At 48.0% G+C, this 16,504-nt stretch carries 26 protein-coding genes; all 26 read left to right on the forward strand.

The window, feature by feature from the left end:
* The first annotated feature begins 2 nt into the window (after positions 1-2).
* The 26 genes from ACFQ38_RS00315 (at position 3) to ACFQ38_RS00440 (ending at position 16,228) form a co-directional block, all read left to right on the forward strand.
* Complete coding sequence (locus ACFQ38_RS00315) at positions 3-227, forward strand: hypothetical protein (protein WP_381479456.1); 225 nt, start codon at positions 3-5, stop codon at positions 225-227.
* A gap of 13 nt (positions 228-240) precedes the next feature.
* The gene (locus ACFQ38_RS00320; protein ID WP_381479457.1) at positions 241-645 is read left to right on the forward strand and encodes a hypothetical protein; all 405 of its coding nucleotides are present in this window, start codon (positions 241-243) and stop codon (positions 643-645) included.
* Positions 646-666: 21 nt separating this feature from the next.
* Entirely contained in the window at positions 667-1,194 is a 528-nt protein-coding gene (locus tag ACFQ38_RS00325) for a hypothetical protein (RefSeq protein ID WP_381479458.1), read from the forward strand.
* Between the two features lie 95 nt (positions 1,195-1,289).
* On the forward strand, positions 1,290-1,886 hold the full coding sequence (locus tag ACFQ38_RS00330) for a phage scaffolding protein (RefSeq protein ID WP_381479459.1): 597 nt from the start codon (positions 1,290-1,292) through the stop codon (positions 1,884-1,886).
* An 18-nt stretch (positions 1,887-1,904) separates the two neighbouring features.
* A complete protein-coding gene (locus ACFQ38_RS00335) occupies positions 1,905-2,219 on the forward strand; it encodes a hypothetical protein (protein WP_381479460.1) in 315 nt (104 codons plus the stop codon).
* Between the two features lie 17 nt (positions 2,220-2,236).
* On the forward strand, positions 2,237-3,283 hold the full coding sequence (locus ACFQ38_RS00340) for a major capsid protein (RefSeq protein WP_381479461.1): 1,047 nt from the start codon (positions 2,237-2,239) through the stop codon (positions 3,281-3,283).
* A gap of 14 nt (positions 3,284-3,297) precedes the next feature.
* Complete coding sequence (locus tag ACFQ38_RS00345; protein ID WP_381479462.1) at positions 3,298-3,606, forward strand: Rho termination factor N-terminal domain-containing protein; 309 nt, start codon at positions 3,298-3,300, stop codon at positions 3,604-3,606.
* A 59-nt stretch (positions 3,607-3,665) separates the two neighbouring features.
* A complete protein-coding gene (locus tag ACFQ38_RS00350; RefSeq protein ID WP_381479463.1) occupies positions 3,666-3,968 on the forward strand; it encodes a head-tail connector protein in 303 nt (100 codons plus the stop codon).
* Between the two features lie 2 nt (positions 3,969-3,970).
* Complete coding sequence (locus ACFQ38_RS00355; protein ID WP_381479464.1) at positions 3,971-4,330, forward strand: thioredoxin domain-containing protein; 360 nt, start codon at positions 3,971-3,973, stop codon at positions 4,328-4,330.
* Complete coding sequence (locus tag ACFQ38_RS00360; RefSeq protein ID WP_381479465.1) at positions 4,330-4,728, forward strand: HK97 gp10 family phage protein; 399 nt, start codon at positions 4,330-4,332, stop codon at positions 4,726-4,728. The genes ACFQ38_RS00355 and ACFQ38_RS00360 overlap by 1 nt, the downstream gene beginning before the upstream one ends.
* Positions 4,721-5,131 (forward strand): phage tail terminator family protein, encoded by a 411-nt coding sequence (locus tag ACFQ38_RS00365; protein WP_381479519.1) that lies wholly within the window; start codon positions 4,721-4,723, stop codon positions 5,129-5,131. Before ACFQ38_RS00360 ends, ACFQ38_RS00365 begins: the two co-directional genes overlap by 8 nt.
* Complete coding sequence (locus tag ACFQ38_RS00370; protein WP_381479466.1) at positions 5,124-5,303, forward strand: hypothetical protein; 180 nt, start codon at positions 5,124-5,126, stop codon at positions 5,301-5,303. The genes ACFQ38_RS00365 and ACFQ38_RS00370 overlap by 8 nt, the downstream gene beginning before the upstream one ends.
* Entirely contained in the window at positions 5,303-6,616 is a 1,314-nt protein-coding gene (locus ACFQ38_RS00375) for a phage tail sheath C-terminal domain-containing protein (protein WP_381479467.1), read from the forward strand. Before ACFQ38_RS00370 ends, ACFQ38_RS00375 begins: the two co-directional genes overlap by 1 nt.
* A gap of 15 nt (positions 6,617-6,631) precedes the next feature.
* Entirely contained in the window at positions 6,632-7,099 is a 468-nt protein-coding gene (locus ACFQ38_RS00380; protein WP_381479468.1) for a phage tail tube protein, read from the forward strand.
* A 20-nt stretch (positions 7,100-7,119) separates the two neighbouring features.
* Positions 7,120-7,524 (forward strand): phage tail assembly chaperone, encoded by a 405-nt coding sequence (locus ACFQ38_RS00385; protein ID WP_381479469.1) that lies wholly within the window; start codon positions 7,120-7,122, stop codon positions 7,522-7,524.
* Positions 7,525-7,729: 205 nt separating this feature from the next.
* The gene (locus ACFQ38_RS00390; protein WP_381479470.1) at positions 7,730-7,978 is read left to right on the forward strand and encodes a DUF2614 family zinc ribbon-containing protein; all 249 of its coding nucleotides are present in this window, start codon (positions 7,730-7,732) and stop codon (positions 7,976-7,978) included.
* Between the two features lie 39 nt (positions 7,979-8,017).
* A complete protein-coding gene (locus ACFQ38_RS00395; RefSeq protein WP_381479471.1) occupies positions 8,018-10,576 on the forward strand; it encodes a tape measure protein in 2,559 nt (852 codons plus the stop codon).
* Complete coding sequence (locus ACFQ38_RS00400; RefSeq protein WP_381479472.1) at positions 10,573-11,268, forward strand: LysM peptidoglycan-binding domain-containing protein; 696 nt, start codon at positions 10,573-10,575, stop codon at positions 11,266-11,268. Before ACFQ38_RS00395 ends, ACFQ38_RS00400 begins: the two co-directional genes overlap by 4 nt.
* A gap of 10 nt (positions 11,269-11,278) precedes the next feature.
* Entirely contained in the window at positions 11,279-12,238 is a 960-nt protein-coding gene (locus ACFQ38_RS00405; RefSeq protein WP_381479473.1) for an XkdQ/YqbQ family protein, read from the forward strand.
* Positions 12,238-12,651 carry a DUF2577 domain-containing protein gene (locus tag ACFQ38_RS00410; RefSeq protein WP_381479474.1) on the forward strand — a complete coding sequence of 138 codons (414 nt, stop codon included), beginning with the start codon at positions 12,238-12,240 and terminating at the stop codon, positions 12,649-12,651. Before ACFQ38_RS00405 ends, ACFQ38_RS00410 begins: the two co-directional genes overlap by 1 nt.
* The gene (locus tag ACFQ38_RS00415) at positions 12,636-13,049 is read left to right on the forward strand and encodes a DUF2634 domain-containing protein (protein ID WP_381479475.1); all 414 of its coding nucleotides are present in this window, start codon (positions 12,636-12,638) and stop codon (positions 13,047-13,049) included. The genes ACFQ38_RS00410 and ACFQ38_RS00415 overlap by 16 nt, the downstream gene beginning before the upstream one ends.
* A gap of 133 nt (positions 13,050-13,182) precedes the next feature.
* Entirely contained in the window at positions 13,183-14,145 is a 963-nt protein-coding gene (locus ACFQ38_RS00420; RefSeq protein ID WP_381479476.1) for a baseplate J/gp47 family protein, read from the forward strand.
* Positions 14,138-14,911, forward strand: a complete 774-nt coding sequence (locus tag ACFQ38_RS00425; protein ID WP_381479477.1) for a putative phage tail protein — start codon at positions 14,138-14,140, stop codon at positions 14,909-14,911. Before ACFQ38_RS00420 ends, ACFQ38_RS00425 begins: the two co-directional genes overlap by 8 nt.
* Positions 14,904-15,242 (forward strand): hypothetical protein, encoded by a 339-nt coding sequence (locus ACFQ38_RS00430; protein WP_381479478.1) that lies wholly within the window; start codon positions 14,904-14,906, stop codon positions 15,240-15,242. The genes ACFQ38_RS00425 and ACFQ38_RS00430 overlap by 8 nt, the downstream gene beginning before the upstream one ends.
* Positions 15,239-15,826: a hypothetical protein gene (locus ACFQ38_RS00435; RefSeq protein WP_381479479.1), complete on the forward strand. Its 588-nt coding sequence runs from the start codon at positions 15,239-15,241 to the stop codon at positions 15,824-15,826. The genes ACFQ38_RS00430 and ACFQ38_RS00435 overlap by 4 nt, the downstream gene beginning before the upstream one ends.
* Before the next feature lie 57 nt (positions 15,827-15,883).
* Positions 15,884-16,228 (forward strand): four helix bundle protein, encoded by a 345-nt coding sequence (locus ACFQ38_RS00440; RefSeq protein WP_381479480.1) that lies wholly within the window; start codon positions 15,884-15,886, stop codon positions 16,226-16,228.
* The last annotated feature ends 276 nt before the right edge of the window (positions 16,229-16,504 follow it).

The following is a 16,504-nucleotide window of genomic DNA, read 5'->3' on the forward strand; positions in this document are numbered from 1 at the left end:
CCATGAAAACGTTTTTACAAGTTTATACCAGGTTTTGGCCTGTAATCAGCTTGATACTGATTGCGGTTCTTTTTATGTTTGGCAGCTTATCTTTCTTTCAAGCTATGGTTCTTCTGATTCTCACAATAATCAGCACCCAGCTTGATAGATTGTTAGTTCAACAGGAAGCAAAGCGACAGTACAGTGAATTTCTTGTACGGGCCATGCAAAGAAGTGAAAACCAATAAGGTAGGTGGGGTTATGGTACTCACGCAGGAACAGCTTGAACAGAAACTGAGATATTGGCAGAAACGGCTCCGGCTGCAAGATTGGATCATTGAAGTACGGCTTGTCCGCGAAAGAGAACTGGACGGTGACTACGCCGCGCAAGTGAATTGGGTTTTACCTAAGAAGATGGCTTCCGTCCATATCCTGGATCAAATTGATTATCCACCTGAACTTATGGGTGAGCGTGACATGGAGAACGATTTAGTTCATGAGTTGCTACACTTGCACCTGGCACCAATTCATGAACATTTTGGAGAAGGTAACTCTTTGTATTCGATGTTTGAAGAGCAAGCCATTGAGAGCATAGCCTTTGGGTTAGTCGATGCGGAAAGGAACGGAGATCCACACGTCTCCGGAGGCTGCCCGGTTACGCAGTAATAAAAAGAGGGAGTGGACAAGATGGAAAACGTAAAGAATTACCAAGTCAAGACAAAGCCTGTCACTGCTTTGAGGACATACCACGGAATGCCTTTGCACTATATCAGAGACTACATGATTGGCTGCAAGAATATTCACATGAGCCTAAGCAACGTCCATGAAGGCTTCACTGAAACTATTAAAGGGCAGGGAAGCCCCGATTTGAACCCGGGTGACTATATTGTGAGGGACGAGGACGGATATGCTGCTTTCATGAGCCCTGAAGAATTTGAAAGCAATTACGTGGAAAGAGTGAGCCTTTCAGAGCTTCACTACGTTATTCGCACATATGGCTTTTCCGTTGAAGGTGCTGAATACATGTTACGGGATGAAAAGACACGGGCGTTTTTGCTGGCTTCATTACACGAACAAAACAAAGCTTCAAGTCGGTCCCAAACAGCCAACCATATTCACATAAATACTCAGTCCGATGTTGACGTAGATAGAGTGGTAAAAAAGATCAATGAGCAATTCGAGAAAGATTTAAAAGCAAATACTTCATTGCAGTAAACCATTCGTCTTTTTAGCATTTGCAGACGTAAAAGATTCAAAGCAAATACCTAACGTGTCGTTACACGTAAAAAACGAATTAGGAGGAAAACACATTGAACAAAGAACAATTAATCGCTCTTGGTCTGTCCGAAGAGCAAGCTGATAAAGTTGTGGCCGGTTTTGGCCAAATGATTCCGAAAAGCCGATTGGATGAGAAGATCCAGGAAGTCAAAGATTTGAGCGATCAGATCAAGGACCGGGACAAACAGCTGGAGGAACTGAAGAAAGTCGATGCCAAGGGATTGCAGGCAAAGATTGACGAGCTCCAGGCAGCCAACGAAACGGCCAAGACGGAATATGAAGCCAAACTGAAGGAAACCCAACTTTCCAGCGCTGTTAAACTTGCCCTTGCTGGCAAAGTGCATGACGCGGATCTTGTCGCTTCTCTCATTGACGGCAAGACCATTGAACTGGATAAAGACGGGAACGTTGCAAAAGGACTTGATGAGCAGATTAAAACCCTGCAAGAATCGAAGTCTTTTTTGTTTGTCCAAGATCCGGGGAATCAGCCTCCGGCTTTCAAAGGGGCCAAGCCTGCTGACGGCAATCCGGGAGGAACGCCATCGGTAAGTATCGGAGTGGATTTCGCCAAGACAGCCAATGAGAGGGAAACAGTGAACGTACCGGAAGGAAAGAACCCTTGGGGTTAAAACAAAGGAGGGCTATAAATGCCATACGTAGGAAAAGTTCAGAAATTTGAACGTGTAAACTTTTTAGCTTCTGCAAAAGTACAAGCTTTTACGACTGAAGTAAGTGATGTGGGAGTGGCCGCAGGGGCTGACGGCCGTAAAATCGTGAAAGCCGGAACAGTCTTGCCGGCAAATGATGCAACAGCAAAAGGCATTCTGTACAACGATGTAGATGTCACAGAAGGGCCGCAGCCTGGTTCTTTAATTGTTGAAGCTTACATTTTGGAGGATCGTCTGCCGGCAGCAGTCGATGCTTTAGCAAAAGCGGAATTGACAGAAATTAAATTTATGTAATCGGAGGGAACAAAACTATGCCGGATATTTTAGAACTGTTTAACCAGAAAACTGTATTGGACTATATGAAAGAAAGGCAGCCACAAGCCTACACTGTCGGAGAAATGCTTTTCCCTGAAGTGAAGCATGACACGCTCGAATTTGAATATCTTGTTGGCGCAAACGACTTGCCTGTTGCGGCAAAAGTACACGCATTTGACACAGAAGCTGAAATCGGTTCTGTTGAAGCCGCTAAGCAAGTTCTTGAAGCAGCCTATGTGAAAAAGAAATACCAGATCAAAGAGAAAGACTTAATCGCCTTGAAATTCCCGCGTACTCCGCAGGAAGAGCGCTATCTTACGCAGCGTGTGTTTAACCTGATCGACAAAGCTGTTGAAGAAGTGCGTTCCACAGCGGAAATCATGCGTATGCAAGTTTTGACTGAAGGAAAGTTGAATTTGAATTTGCATGTACCTGGAGAAGAGAAGAAGTTAACCGTTGATTATCATGTGCCGTCTGGACAGAAAGAAGCCCTGGCCGGGACAGATATCTGGGGAACTGGCACGGAAGATATTCTTGGTGATATTGAACGATGGACAGAAGCTTTGGGCGCTACTCCTACGCGCGCTCTTACGTCCAGAAAACTGGCGGGTATTATGCTCCGCAATTCAAAACTAATCGGCTATCTGTACGGAGCGGGTTCTGGCCGCGTAGCCAACTTGGCAGATCTTAATGCTTTCTTGACTCAGCAAGGATTGCCGACAATTGCGGTATATGATAACGGGCCGAACACTAAGTACCGTGAACAGAATGCAGATGGTACGTATACAACAAAGAGCTACTTCCCTGATAACAAATTCGTCATGTTTGGTGATGGACCTTTAGGAGAAACTCTTTACGGTCCTACTCCGGAGGAATCGCGCATGGTTCTTGACGGAGCCGATGTATCTGCTGTCGGGAAAGTAATTTCGATGGTGTATGAAGAAGGGAAAGATCCTGTTTCTACTTGGGTCAAGGCGGCAGCTACAACAATTCCTTCTTTCTCAGGAGCTCAGAATGTATTCCAGGCTCAACCAATTGCATAAGGAGGGCGGACGCTTTGCCAAAAGTAAAAGTGAAATCTGTTCCTGTCCGGTATGAAGGTACAACCTATCAACCGGACGAGGAATTTTCTATGAAAGCTGAACACGTCATTGATTCCCTGGTAGAAGTATCGGAGGAAGATACATTTGAACCGAAAACAGTTGAAGAAATGACTGTCTCGGAATTGAAAGAGTATGCTGCTGAGCATGATATTGATCTTGGAGAAGCCAAGAAGAAAGATGATATTTTAGCAGCTATTCTGCAAAGCGAACAGGAGCAAGAAAACGACCCTGGTTCTGATTTTGAAGAAGATCCAGAAGAGTAAGGAGGTTCGTCATGGACGTATTCACGATTGTGAAGGCCAAGCTTCCGGCGGAACAACAGATGGATGACACGCTTCTTGCGTTGTATATCGCAGAGGTTGGCCAATCCATCAAGACGTACCTGAACCGGTCTGATATCCCTCCAGCGCTTTCTTTTGTCTATGCGAATATGGTCATAGACTTTATAAACGGAGAGCAGAGGAAAGACGATCCGGAGGGGCAGGCTGCCGTTTCCTCCATCAAGGAAGGGGACGTGACTGTCCAATTCGGTTCAGTCAAAGCGGACAGCCGGGAGCTGGCCACGCAAGCGCTAATGTTCAACTACTCCGATCAGCTGAACCGACATAGAAAGTTCAGGTGGTAGGCATGAAGAACATAAGCGCAATCATGGCCAAGGCCACTGCTGCCGTTGAATTTATGTACGACAAGAAAGCCACCATCAAACGGCACTTGCCGGTAGTGAAAAAGAGCGGAGCCGATGGCATGGACTGGCTTCCAGTCTATGCAGACGTTCCTTGTCGCATATCTAACCCGGCATTAAATAACACCGATCAGGAAGAAGCCAACACCATCCAGTATGATGTGAAGCTTTTCCTCTCCAGCAGCTATGACGTAAAAGCCGGTGATGTTGTCATCGTGAACGGCGAGAAATTTGAATCAGCCAAGGAGCCTTTCAAGTACGTTTCACACCAGGAAGTCATGCTTCTCCGAAAGGGGTATGCGTGATGGGTTTTGAGTTTAGTGAAATGGTACGTCTGAAGGAAAACATGGTGAAGCTGACGAAGGCCACGGCAGGAGTTCATATGAAAGTGGCCAAACAACTTGCCCAGATGGCGATCCGGCGCGTCAAGAAAATGACACCTGTTGACCAGGGTGATTTACGGGACAACTGGAAATATCACATTCTGAAAAAAGGCGATACGTACACCATAATCATTTACAACACTATCGAATATGCGTCTTTCGTTGAGAAAGGCCATCGTATTGTCCGCAACGGCAAAACGGTTGGATGGGTTGAAGGCCGTTTCATGCTTCAGCTCACAATGGATGAAATGGAAGCTATCGCGCCCGCAGCCTGGCTGGAGAAGGTGGAGAAGGAGATGAGACGTATTCTTGGTGGATAATCTGAAAGCCCTCATCATCCAACAGCTGAAAGAAGTCTACGGAAATATAAAAGTATATGACGAACCGGTAAGGCAGGGGCTTATAACCCCTGCTTTTTTGGTGCTTATCGGAAAAGACACCCAGGAAAGAAAGCTGGGGAAAACGTCCGAATTGCAGTACATGGTGAACGTCACCTACTTTCCGGAAGATGAACGGAACGCATACACGGAATCCGATAAGGTGAGCCAAGTTTTCAAAGAGAACTTCCGCTATATCGGAAATCAGTTCCATGTGAACCGTCTGGAAGCTGAGAAGCATGACGGAACGCTTGTCATCACGTTCACCGTGAACAAGCTTGTCCGGGAAATCGAAACTGGAACGAAAATGCAGAAATTGCATTATGGAGGTGCTACGAGTGAGTAAAACAAAAACAACGCCGGGCCAAAAGTTCGGGAAGGCAGCCTTTTTGAATGCTGCCAAGAGCACGAATGAACGCCTGCTTCTGCAAGTCCTTCTGAAGGACGGCTCTTCATACACGAAAGAAGAAGCCGCTCAGCTTGTAGAGGATTGGAAGAAAAGGGAGGTTGAATCTTAATGGCAGGAGGATTTTGGGAAACGCAAAACAAGGTACGTCCAGGTGCGTATGTCAATTTTGAAACAAATGATTTAGTTACCACCGGCCTGGATTCACGCGGTACTGAAGTAGTCGCTATCCAAACGGATTGGGGCGAAACAGGGAAGTTCATCCGCGTTTCTCCGAATACACGCTTCAAGGAGCTGTTCGGGAAGTCGCTGGGCGATCTTATCCCTATCCGGGAAGCGTTCAAAGGCACGGGTGACGTGTTGGTCTACAACATTAACGGCAAGGGCGAAAAAGCCACAGCGACAAGCGGCACATTCACCGCAACAGCGGTTCATGGAGGTTCGGATGGAAACAAGATTGTGGTCACGGTTGCTCCTGGCCTTGATGGCGGCGCTACTGTTAAAACTTTTTTTGACGGTAGTCCAGTAGATTCCCAGGAAGTCATTTCAAGCGCGGATCTTGTGCCGAACGCATACGTGCTGTTCTCAGGAGAACTACCGGCAGATGAAGCGACGCTTACCCTGGCGGGCGGCACGACCGTAACAGCTACGAATGAATCCTATTCCGATCTGGCTGCTGGATTGGATTCACAACGATTCAAGACGCTGGCCATCGGTACGGATGACGAAACTGTCAAGCTGCTGTTCTCCTTGAAAGTAAAACAATGGCGAGAAAATGAAGGAAAGAACGTCACCTTCATCACGAACAATTACAAGGCAGCTGACCATGAAGGCGTTGTGTCCGTCCTGAACGGCGTGACGCTGGACGGCGGCGAAGAGCTGTCCGCGAAAGATGCAGTGTATTGGTATGGTGCGGCATACGCCAACGCGATTACTAATTCACTTACCTATGCGGAATACCCCGGAGCCATTGATTGTGAGCGCCTGAGCCATGAAGCGATTGTCAAGGCGTTGCGAGACGGTCATATCGTCTACACGTATAACGAGGGCGCGGACGGCGTGGACAAGGTTGTGGTGGAGCAGGATATCAACACGTTCCGTTCCTTCACACCGATCAAAAACCAGGACTTCCGGAAAAATAAGATCGTCCGTCAAATGGATATTGTTTCAAACAACGTACAGCATATCTTCTCCCGATTCTTTATCGGGAAAGTGGACAACAACGTGGACGGACGGAACCTGTTCAAAGGACAGATCATGACCGTCATCCTGGATCCGCTTGTACGCCGCGGGGCGATTGAACCGTATGATCCGGACGACATCCATCTGCAACAGGGCGCTGAGAAAGACGCCGTGCTTGCGACGATGGGCTTGAAGTTCGTTGACGCAATGGAAAAACTATACATGACTGTTGAATGTAAATAAATGGAGGTGGATTGAATGCCAAGAGTTATTATGGCAAGCGACACGATTTCCGCAAAGGAAGGCATGGCCTACATGACCATTGACGGTACGGTCCATGAGTTCGCGGAATTGATTAAATTCAATGCCCGCCTTGACTATATCAAGGCCGATGTGAAAGGTGTCGGCAAGCGTATGAAAGGCGTGAAAGTTGTCGGCGCAGAAGGTACGGGAGATATGGAGTTCTATTATCACCGCCCGGAAATGCGACAGCTGGCGCTTGAATACGTGAAGTCCGGTAAGCAACCGATCCTGGACGTCCAGGTGGTCAATGCGGACATGACTTCACGTGCAGGCAAGCAGACGGTCCTCATCAAGAATCTTGTTCCGGATGGCGCTTTGCTTGCGTCCTTGGACGGCGATTCAGATGACGTCCTGAAAGACGAGACGGACTTTGACTTCGAGGACTTTGATTTCTTGGATCAGTTTAATACTATCAATGATTGATAAAATAGGGGGATATTCGAATGAGTAAATTTAATGCTTTTATGAAGGGTAACGTAAAAGAAACTGAGACGGTTAAGCTGAAGCTTGACCGTTTCCCTGAGCCGATTGAGTTACGCCCATTGACTGCCGGGGAAGCCGACAAGATCAACGAACACTGCTTTGTGAACAAGCCGGGTCCGAAAGGGAAGATGGAGCGCGTCTTTGACGTCGTGAAATATAACCGCGGAATCAATACGGCTTCCATCGTCTACCCTGATCTGAACGATGCAGCTCTCCAGGAATCTTACGGAGTGCGTGGCGCAGAGAATCTTTTCTCAGAAATGTTCTACCTGGGCGAAGCAGCCCAGATTCTTGAAAAGGTGACGGAAATCAGTGGTATCGGCGGCAGTCTGAACGAAGATATTGAAGAAGCAAAAAACTCATAAGCGGCGGGTCGGATGAGCAGGATCCTGAAGCGGTCTACGCTCATTTTGCCCTCCAGCGTTTACGGATCCGGCCCAGAGAGTTTTTTGACATGGACCGGAAAGAGAAAGCTTTTGTGATTGCAAGTATTGATATCCGGATAAAGGAAGAGCAGAAAGAAGCGAAACGGGCAAAAAAGAAAAAGAAATAGGAGTTAAATTTCTCCTTTTGTGCTATATTGGTATTAAAGGAGGGGTTCTTATGATTCTGATGTTTTTGTTCGGTTTCTTCTTTCTTTGCGTCATCCTCATGATTCCGGTCGCGGCATTTAAAATGGCAAAGGCGAAGCCTGTACCTTGCCCCGTGTGTGAAACGGAAATAAAACTGATTTCAAATACAGTTAAATGCCCGAACTGCAAAACAAAGCTTTTCAAACATGTAAGCGGCGAATATAGAGCAAAAGTAAGCACTCAATAATTGGGTGCTTTTTTTATTTTGTCGAAAGGCGGTGAGACATTGGCAGGAGCACAAACAACCCTCTCACTCCAAGACAAGCTGACCGGTCCGCTGATGAAAATAATGCGGGCCATGGATAGTACGATTAAAGTCATGGAACAGATGGATTCCGCAACTCAGCAGCTGGACCAGAAGAGCCTGGCGAATGCGCGGAAGAACATTTCCAACGCTTCCGCAGACTTGGAGCGTTTGCGTAAGTCCATGGATAATGCCGGCAGAGGTGCGGAATGCGCAGCCCGTCAACAGGAGAAATTCAACAACTCTCTTGGTGACGGGCTTTCTACTATCAAGAATTATGCGGCGGGTCTGCTTGCAGCCGTCGGCGCATATAAGATTTTCAATGCAGCAAAGAACACGCTATCGGATATGCTGTCACGTGGTATCAATTTCCACGCCTTTACACAGGGCGCTGAAATAGCATTCACCACGTTCCTGGGGAGCGCAGAGAAGGCAAAGGCCTACATGGATGATATGTATGCTTTCGCCCTCAAAACTCCTTTTGCATATCCTGATTTGCTTGAATCATCCCGGAACATGATTGCGTTCGGGATAGCCGCCGAAAACACTTTCCCGATCATGCAGGCGATTGGTGACGCAGTGGCAGCTGTCGGGGGCGGCAATGCTGAAATGCAGAACATGGCGGATATCTTCGGGCAGATTCAAGCCCAGGGTCGTATCACCGCAATGGAAGTGAACCGGTTAAGTTCCTACGGTATTAACGCTTTCGAGATCCTGGGCGAAGCGGCGGGTAAGTCGGCCGATGAAATGCGGAAGGAAATCAGTAAAGGCGCCGTGGATGCCGGAACGGCCATTGAAGCATTGGTCACGGGCATTGACAAGAAATTCGGCGGCATGATGGAAGGCTTGAAAGGCACCTGGGCCGGAGCGATTGATTCCATGAACTCCGCGCGCCGGAATGCCGGAGCTGCCATGACGAAAGACTTGATGAGGGAGAACGGTCCGCTTGTTACGGCTGTTCAAACCGTCACGAATCTGTACAAGAAAATCCCTCAATACATCGGGCCTGCTGTTGCGGCTTTTGAACCTTTAATCAACATGTTCAATGAGACGTTCGGCGGCAACCGGTTTGACGGGATCTTTGCAGGGCTTGGCGCTTCCATCACCTTTATAGCGACTATGCTTTCCTGGATGGGGCAAGCAGCGCTTTGGGTAGCTGGAATCTTTGCGGACAACTGGTCCTGGATTGCGCCTATCCTCACGGTCATGGGTGCTGTCATCGGCACAATAGTAGCAATCCTGTTGGTCAAGTACGCCGTGCTTGGCTTGATTCGACTGGCTACGCTTGCCTGGGCAGCGGCTCAATGGATTGTCAACGCAGCGTATCTGACAAGCCCTATTACTTGGGTGCTGCTCATTATTGTGGCTGTCATTGCCCTTGTCATCTATGCCATGGTCAATTGGGCAGATACAACCGCCGCGGTCGTCGGGGCGATTGTCGGGTCTGTCTACTGGCTGGGCGCCGTGTTCTACAATATCCTCATGGGTATCGGGAACTTCGGAATCATGGTCGCTGAGTGGTTCGTGAACACGTGGAATCAAGCGGTGTTCATGGTTCAGATGGCTTGGATAGCTTTCAACTTAATGGTCCGTATGGTCTTTGACGCCATCGGGAACGCGGCACTCCGGACGGCTGAGTTCTTCATGAATACCTGGAACAACGGCGTGTACGGCGTGCAGCTTCTCTTCCACAAGATGGCTGAAGCGATTCTCACTATCATGAGCGGAGTAGGTTCCGGTGTGGTGGGTGTCGTGAATAACGCGTTGTCTGCCCTGTCTACCCTAATCAACGGGGCGATCAGCGGAGTGAATAAACTCATCGGGCTTATCAATAATATTCCGGGTGTGAACATCGGTGAGATTGGCAACGTGGATCTGAAGGCGAGCACGGCAGCCGTTGACAAGATCAACAACATTAAGGCGAACCTGAAGGCACCAACAAAATCTGCTCCTGTTAGTCTTGGCTCTTTCAACACGGCCGGCGACTATATGAGCAGCGTGAAGATGCCGTCTGCTCCGGAACAGGCAAGCTTTGGCCGCCTGGAGTATAAGAACCTGGGTGACGCTTTCGCGAAAGGGCAGGCAGCAGGAACCAACGCTTCCCTGAAGGCGAGCGAGAAGCTGACAGGGGCTATTGACAAAGTGACGGGATTCATTTCCGGTCCAGGTCAAGGCTCTTTGCTGAATGCCGGGGAGGTGCCAACAGGCGCTTATGATCCGACACTTGGCGGCGCTTCTCCTGGAGGTAAGACAGCACCAGGGGCAGCAGGGAAGAAGAAAGGCAACAATCCGACAGGCGGAAAGCTGGACAAGATCGGCAAGATTGAGGACAAGATCAATATTGCTGATGAAGATTTAAAGCTGCTGCTTGAAATGGCAGACAGCCGATCTATCAACCAAGTGAATATCACGCTCAGCCCGTCTGTTACGTTCAAAGACGTGACGATGAAAGAGGAAGCGGATATTGACAAGGTGATTTCCAAGATCAACAAAAACTTTGAAGATGAAATGGCTCGAAGTGTAGAAGGGGTGGTGACATGAGGGGAATCTATTTCAGCGTGAAAAACGACACGGAGGGGTTTCGCCTTCCTGTCAATCCTGAAGTCGTGAACGTGAAGAATGCAGCAGATGGGGAAACCTTTAAGATTGCAAAACTTGGATCAGTCAACGTCCCGAAAGACGTAGAGCTGAAAGAGTTCGATCTTGAAGGTTTTTTTCCTGCCCAGGAATATCACTTCCTTGAAACGGACTACAAGGAGCCATCATTCTACACGGAAAAGCTTGAAAAATGGATGAACGATAAAGAGCCGGTCCGTTACATTTACGTGGACGGCTCTTTTGTAATTAATGAGCTTGTCACGATAGAGACGTTTGATTATGACGAGCGTTTCGGAACCGCAGACGTGAACTACACCATGGCCATGAAAAAGTTTGTCCCTTTCGGGCCGAAGAAACTGAAAGTGGCCAAACCGAAACCAGCAGCTACTCCGGCCGCAGCAAAGAAGCCGGCAGCAGTTAAAAAGAAAACACCGGAGCCGCAGAATAAAAAGACCGTCCCGCAAACCTATTCATTGGTGAAGGGTGACAGTCTTTGGAAGGTCGCTCAGAAGTACACGGGCAACGGGAACAACTATCCGGAGCTGGCCAAGCTGAACAATATTCAGCCAAGCCAATACCGAAAGCTGGCCATCGGTCTGAAATTAAAGATCCCTCCGTCCTGGGCCAAGAAATGAGGTGGGATGAATGGAGATCTTAATTGATAACCGGAAAGGCGAAGTATTTGAAATACCCGTCAAGTCTTTTGAGTGGAAAACGGAACGGATCGGGAAGGCAAGTTCCTTTGAAGCTGACATGTACAATGATAAGCCTTTGGAATTTCCCATTGAAGGTGGAGCCATCATCCGGGTGACTGAAGGCAAAGACAAGATCTTCTACGGCTTTGCTTTTGAGGATGGTATAAAGAAGAGCGGTGATATGTCCGTCAAGGCTTATGACCAGCTCCGCTATCTGAAGAACCAGGACACTTACGTCATGCCATCATCCACGGCAACGGCAGCCATTAAAAGAATCGCTGGAATGCTAAATCTGAGCACCGGTGTTCTGGAAGATACAAAGTTCACCGTTCCTGGAATCGTAGAGGATGAAAAAGAAGCTTTCGATGTGGTGGCTAAGTTCCTGGATTCAACTTTGATTGCGACAAACCGGAACTTCATTCTGTTTGATAATTTCGGAAAGCTTGATTTACGCAGTATTGAAAACTTGGTTATCCCAGCTGATGATTTTTATATCGGTGACGATAGCCTACTCTATGATTACGATTTTACCAAGTCGATAGACAAGGAAACTTATAACAAAATAAAGTTTGTCCGGGACAACAAAAAGAAAGCCAAAAGGGAAACCTTCATAGCGCAAGATTCAGCGAACATCAAGAAATGGGGTCTGTTGCAACAGTTCAGAAAAGTGGACGAGAATATGACAGACGCCCAGATCAAGGAATTGGTGGAGCGCTCAATCAAAGCCTATAACAAAGAAACGAAAACCCTTGAACTGTCTTGCCTGGGCAATTGGAAAGTTCGGGCTGGCCGGATGGTCTACCTGTACATTGAAAAGATTGGCATTGAAGCGTATGTCATGGTTGATGAATGTACTCACCGCTGGAATGAGGGCGTACACACCATGGAATTGAAAGTGAAGGTGATTTGATGTATGACAACGTGAAAAGAGCGGCCGTGAAAGCTGTCCTTGCCATGAACCCGGTTAACGTACTGTATGGGACAGTGGAGAAAGCAAAGCCGCTGGAAATCCGCATACACGAAAAGCTGAAGCTTACGGAAGAGTTCCTGGACGTAGCTGAGCACCTTACCCGGCATGAGCGCATTATTTCGCTTGACTATCAGAACCCGAAGAAGTGGCCGGAGACGGCTATCGGTGACGCGGCAAAAGACACAAGCTCTTCTGAAGGCTATACAGATTACAACTTGAAATATGCCAAAATGGTTTTTGAAGATGGTCTGAAAAAAGGTGACAAAGTGGTGCTGCTGAGAGTACAAGGCGGTCACCGCTTTTTAGTTTACGATAGATACAAGAGAGGTGAGGAAGTATGGTCCTACCAGTAGGCGGTATAACCGTTACAAAAGATTTGGAAGTGGTGAGCGAAGCCCAGCTTCCTACCCGTACCTACAAGATAGATTTTGAGCGCGGCAGATGCTCAGGCTTCATAGACCGGAAAGAAGCTATGGAACAGGCCATTCGGAAAGTATTGCAGACAAAGCGGTTCGCCCATCTGATCTATTCTGATTACTACGGTTTTCAGAACATGATCGGCTACGAACGGCTTTTTGTTCGCGGTGAGCTGCCAAGGCGAATAAAGGAAGCCTTGCTGCAAGACGAGCGGATCACGTCCATTGAGAACTTCCGGCTTGAATTTGAAAAAGATGAAGCTTATGTGAGCCTGACCGCAATCACCATTTATGGTGACGTAGAAGTGTTGAGGGAGGCGATCCCGTTTGTTTGAACATATGACGTTTGATTTCATCCTCCAGGGAATGTTGGACCGGGTGCCGGATGACGTAGACAAAAGAGAAGGATCTATTATCTATGACGCCCTGGCGCCAACAGCCATGGAGCTGGCTGAAGCTTATTCCAATATGGATCTACTGCTTATCAGGACTTTCGCAGATACGGCAGACGGGGACGACTTGGAAAGGCGTGTCGGGGAGCATGGGGTGAAAAGGAAAAAGGCTTCAGCAGCCATCCGGAAAGCTATCTTCACAAATAGCCAAGGAGAGCCGTTTGATGTTACGGTTGGCCGCCGTTTCCGTTTAGACGATATCGTCTATATCGTCACAGAAAGAATTGAGCCTGGAGCTTTCCGGGTGCTTGCTGAAACGGTGGGTGAAGCGGGGAACAAAGACTTTGGTGAAATGATTCCCGTTGAACCGGTTGACGGCCTGGGTGCCGCAATCTTGCAAGACGTTCTGATTCCAGGTGAGAACGAGGAATCAGATGAATCCCTTTATGCCAAGTACCAGGAGCATATCCAGGAGAAAGCATTCGCAGGGAACCGGGCAGATTACAAGAAGAAAATCATGGAAATCCAGGGCGTAGGTGGTGTACAGCTCTTCCGTGCTCCGCAGGGCGGTGGTACGGTTGGGGCCATTATCATTGATTCTACTTACAATGAGCCTACTCAGGAGCTGATAGAGTTCGTCCAGGAGAAGATTGATCCAATCGAATATACGGGCGAAGGCTACGGCACCGCGCCTATCTGCCATGAAGTTCTAATCAGCGGAGTTGCAGCTGTCACGGTTGACTTCAACGCTCAACTAACTTTATCCGGTGTCACGCTTGGCCAAGTGGAGCCGCTTGTCGTAGCGGCGTTTACGGACTACCTGGCTGAAGTTAGGAAAGAATGGGTTACGGCTAACCGTTTTGTAAACGGCAGCCTGGCTGTTACGCCGTTGGTCGTTCGGATGACGCATATTGAATCCCGCATTCTATCCATTGAAGGTGTCCAGGATATCACTGGAACGACTTTGAACGGTTTGGCGGAGAACATCATACTGGAATCAGGAATACCGGTAGCAGGGAGCGTGACGGTCAATGAGTAGGTTATTGGATCACTTGCCCGCGCTTTATAAAGATATCCGGGAGTTCAGGGAGCTTTCCGGGACCGTCTCAAAAGAGTATGACGGCCTTGAAGCTTCATTCCAGCAAGTTGAGAACGATCAGTTTGTTATGACTTCAAGTGAGCCGGCCATTGAAAGACGGGAGAAACAGTTCAGCATTGTCCCGGACAAGACGGTTGAGACGCTGCCCTTTCGGAAAAGGCGTCTGCTAACCCGTATGCAGGACAACCCGCCGTACACGGATGAATACCTGAAGGAATTGCTGGACAGTCTGCTTGGCCAAAACATGACGCAGATTGAAAGGGATGTAGTAAAGCTTGAATTGGAAGCGCTCGTTCATGTGGAGAGTGCTTCTTTTTATTTGGAGGTACTACGGATCCTGGAAAGATTGGTGCCGCTGAACGTGACCATCACAACGGCAGTCCTGCTCATAAAAGAGTTTCTTGTCCTCCGCAGTAAAGCCTACGGCTTTGAAGTGATTCATCCAAGGACAGGGAAAATGAGAACGGCCTCCGTCCCAGGAATGGGCCGTGAAGTGGAAAAAGGCACCATGGAAAGTGCTGCTTATTCTTTCCCCGTCAACCATCCAAGAACCAACAAAATGAGAACGGCTTCCGTTCCTGGAATCGTAGCAGATGAAACGGGCTTCACTTCAATTGGTGAAGCGTATGCGTTCGCTGCCAATTACCCCGTTACGGGGAAAATGATTACAGGGAAAAGGCCAAAAGGAGTGAATGCTTTTGTCTGAAATCCAACAGGTTGCCGTATCTGAGATTCTGAACTTTTTCAGTAACTCAATCAAAGGCGCAAAGGTTGTAATTGACGGCGTGGAACGTGACTTCCCGATCTGGCAAACCAGGTTCACAGGCGACACTGTTAGGAAGTACGTGAGACTGAACAAGGCAGACCAGGGACGTATCACCAGGGCCGCGCTTGTCGATGTACAAGGCAGGGAGTGGGTAGTCAAGAACTACAGCTACGATAAAGGCCAAGACGGTTTTATCCTGGCGTTCCCGTTCCGTCAAACCATCGGGCTGATTCAGCCTGGCGAAGATGAAATTCCGGAGGTGGTAGAATGAGCGAGAAATTCAAGAACCCTTATAAACCGGGTGAATGGTATGACCAAATAGAAGATCCTACGCTGCCGGACGGCCATCCGGATAAAGTCCTGGAAGAAGGGACGGTCTGGACAGCTGAGGACGGCAACCGTATTGAACACGGAATCTATGACGCCTATGAGCGTATCATTCAAACGGAACGTGAGAATCAGCGGATCCGTGTTCAGTTAGATTTGAAAGAACGGGCCAACAGTGAGCTTGTTTTTTACGACACACTTGACGGTGAAGATCCACGAAAGATGGAACTTGACCGGGCGAAAACCGTAGTGAAAGCTGCTGTCAATGTCGGGGCAACGTCCTTGGAAGTGGTGGACGCTACAGGCTTCAAAGAGCTGTCTGAAATCACCTTGTATGATGGGACAAGCTCAGAGGATATTCTTATCACGGCCATTGCCGGGAATACCCTCACAGTGAAGCCTACTAAAAACAGTTACTTGAAAGGGGCTTTCATTGCCCGTTCAAATGCGGAGCTTGACACCGTACAGCAACGGTTGAAGCCGGGCAGATGGGGAACCTATTCCATTACTATGTATGAAGTTGTCTAACATCAAGGAGGGGCATCACAGATCACAAGAGGTTACAGAGAGAAAATTCCAGGGGAAATGACTGTTTTCACAAGATGCAAAGATTTGATTGCTTACTCTTTGCAGATCACAAATAACACAAACCGATTCCCGAAGAAGATCCGTTTCACCATCACAAACCGTTTGCAAGATATGGTTTTGAAGATGTATGAAAACCTGTTGATGGCCAATGAAATATTCCCCATTGACCAAGAGGATATTCGGGAGCGGAAAAGATATCAACGCAAGACACTTGCCATTAGTAAGCAAGTGTTATTTTTGGTTGAACTAAGTCTGGAGCAGGGACGAATAGAACCTAATTCAGCAAGCTATTGGTCCGGTTTAGTTGAGGAAATTCAAAAGCTCACTGCCAAATGGATGTAATCTGATAGCAGAAGATTTCAAGATATATAGCTTGTAGCCTTTCAACCTATTCACTTATGGGGGTACGTCCTGTACTGCATCCCCGAATGCCGGGAACTCGAACAACGCGCGTAACGTGAACACTTCTGGGGTTATCTCCAACAACAACGCGAACAATGGGAACAACGGCGTTCGTCCCGATCTGAATCATTTTATAGACTGAGTAAGCCTTTGAGCCGAAAACTATTTTTGAATTTGTAGATTCAAAGGAGGACGTATCCCGCGCCAAGGCGCAAA

This window comes from Sporosarcina contaminans (assembly GCF_042679045.1).
GTDB lineage: Bacteria > Bacillota > Bacilli > Bacillales_A > Planococcaceae > Sporosarcina > Sporosarcina contaminans.

Bases quoted from the DNA above. Each gene is read 5' to 3' on its own strand.
- ACFQ38_RS00380 (WP_381479468.1), top strand. From the start codon at position 6,632: ATGCCAAGAGTTATTATGGCAAGCGACACGATTTCCGCAAAGGAAGGC.
- ACFQ38_RS00325 (WP_381479458.1), top strand. From the start codon at position 667: ATGGAAAACGTAAAGAATTACCAAGTCAAGACAAAGCCTGTCACTGCT.
- ACFQ38_RS00335 (WP_381479460.1), top strand. From the start codon at position 1,905: ATGCCATACGTAGGAAAAGTTCAGAAATTTGAACGTGTAAACTTTTTA.
- ACFQ38_RS00405 (WP_381479473.1), top strand. From the start codon at position 11,279: ATGGAGATCTTAATTGATAACCGGAAAGGCGAAGTATTTGAAATACCC.
- ACFQ38_RS00340 (WP_381479461.1), top strand. From the start codon at position 2,237: ATGCCGGATATTTTAGAACTGTTTAACCAGAAAACTGTATTGGACTAT.
- ACFQ38_RS00385 (WP_381479469.1), top strand. From the start codon at position 7,120: ATGAGTAAATTTAATGCTTTTATGAAGGGTAACGTAAAAGAAACTGAG.
- ACFQ38_RS00440 (WP_381479480.1), top strand. From the start codon at position 15,884: ATGACTGTTTTCACAAGATGCAAAGATTTGATTGCTTACTCTTTGCAG.
- ACFQ38_RS00435 (WP_381479479.1), top strand. From the start codon at position 15,239: ATGAGCGAGAAATTCAAGAACCCTTATAAACCGGGTGAATGGTATGAC.
- ACFQ38_RS00410 (WP_381479474.1), top strand. From the start codon at position 12,238: ATGTATGACAACGTGAAAAGAGCGGCCGTGAAAGCTGTCCTTGCCATG.
- ACFQ38_RS00355 (WP_381479464.1), top strand. From the start codon at position 3,971: ATGAAGAACATAAGCGCAATCATGGCCAAGGCCACTGCTGCCGTTGAA.
- ACFQ38_RS00320 (WP_381479457.1), top strand. From the start codon at position 241: ATGGTACTCACGCAGGAACAGCTTGAACAGAAACTGAGATATTGGCAG.
- ACFQ38_RS00400 (WP_381479472.1), top strand. From the start codon at position 10,573: ATGAGGGGAATCTATTTCAGCGTGAAAAACGACACGGAGGGGTTTCGC.
- ACFQ38_RS00315 (WP_381479456.1), top strand. From the start codon at position 3: ATGAAAACGTTTTTACAAGTTTATACCAGGTTTTGGCCTGTAATCAGC.
- ACFQ38_RS00420 (WP_381479476.1), top strand. From the start codon at position 13,183: ATGGATCTACTGCTTATCAGGACTTTCGCAGATACGGCAGACGGGGAC.
- ACFQ38_RS00415 (WP_381479475.1), top strand. From the start codon at position 12,636: ATGGTCCTACCAGTAGGCGGTATAACCGTTACAAAAGATTTGGAAGTG.
- ACFQ38_RS00350 (WP_381479463.1), top strand. From the start codon at position 3,666: ATGGATGACACGCTTCTTGCGTTGTATATCGCAGAGGTTGGCCAATCC.
- ACFQ38_RS00425 (WP_381479477.1), top strand. From the start codon at position 14,138: ATGAGTAGGTTATTGGATCACTTGCCCGCGCTTTATAAAGATATCCGG.
- ACFQ38_RS00375 (WP_381479467.1), top strand. From the start codon at position 5,303: ATGGCAGGAGGATTTTGGGAAACGCAAAACAAGGTACGTCCAGGTGCG.
- ACFQ38_RS00360 (WP_381479465.1), top strand. From the start codon at position 4,330: ATGGGTTTTGAGTTTAGTGAAATGGTACGTCTGAAGGAAAACATGGTG.